Genomic DNA, 882 nt, shown 5'->3' with positions numbered 1-882 from the left:
CCAGGGATCCCATCCGGGTGCAGCGCGAGCAGTTGCGGCGTCCGGCAACCATATCGGAAGATCCTCCCAATTCCCATGCAGGTGGTCAACACCTGGATCCTCTGTTGGCCCTGTGGTTGGCGCAATATATCCGCGGCGTGGCGGCGGTGGGTTATGCTTTAGGAGCCGCCGATGCACGGAAACCGAAGTTTCCATGCCCCTAGATCGCCCTCTACCTTTGGTTCTTCTGGTACGCTACACCTCGCCCCAGACTTGGCTGCCGGTCGTGGCTTATGACGACAAGGAGCGGGCTGCGCAGGCGCTACGACACCTGCAAGCGCGCCGGCCCGGGCAGCAGTTTGGTCTGGAGAACGTCTGTATTGAATTTGACCGCCGCAGCGAAGCCCTGCTTTGCCTGGCTTACCTGCTGCACCAGCTGGGGCGGCACTACGACCCTGGTGAGACGGATCTGAACCTGAAAGTTACCCTCTATGGTTTTGCCCGCAGCGATCCTCCACCACCGCAGCTGTGGGGTTGGGGAGAGCCCTGCTTGTTTTATGACCGCGAGCACCCGGCGCTGTGGCTCGAACCTCAGGCGAGAGTACGGCTAAAGGGTTGGGTGGTGCGCTGTCTGTTCCACGTCCACTGCGGCCAGACGCTGCAGCGGTTGTGGGAATTGAGCGGCCTGGCCTTCTCGCCGGCTCATGAGCAGCTGGAGTTTTGGGAGCGGATGTTGTCGGCGCCCGGTACACGGGATCCATGAAGCAACTGGGGCAGAAGAAGAGACAAAAGCTCTGCTGTCAAGCGGGTGAGGAAACGCCACCCGCCTACGCGGTGGGGTAGTTCATTTCTGCTCGTCCCCCTCTAGATCAGGGGTCGAGTTCGGGTCAGCCTTGGGAGAGA

General features: G+C 61.3%; 2 protein-coding genes. Both read left to right on the top strand.

The genetic code is table 11. The features are described 5' to 3' along the window. On the top strand, nt 1-203 hold a 203-nt coding region (locus NW852_RS07560; RefSeq protein ID WP_414426607.1), incomplete at its 5' end, for a hypothetical protein. 14 nt (nt 204-217) lie between these two features. After that, the gene (locus tag NW852_RS07555; RefSeq protein ID WP_414370652.1) at nt 218-742 is read left to right on the top strand and encodes a hypothetical protein; all 525 of its coding nucleotides are present in this window, start codon (nt 218-220) and stop codon (nt 740-742) included. Nucleotides 743-882 lie beyond the last annotated feature (140 nt).

Origin of the sequence: Synechococcus sp. H60.1 (genome assembly GCF_047462335.1) — a bacterium.
Lineage (GTDB): Bacteria > Cyanobacteriota > Cyanobacteriia > Thermostichales > Thermostichaceae > Thermostichus.
Note: the sequence above shows the minus strand (reverse complement) of the source record. Positions and strands in the feature narration are given on the sequence as shown.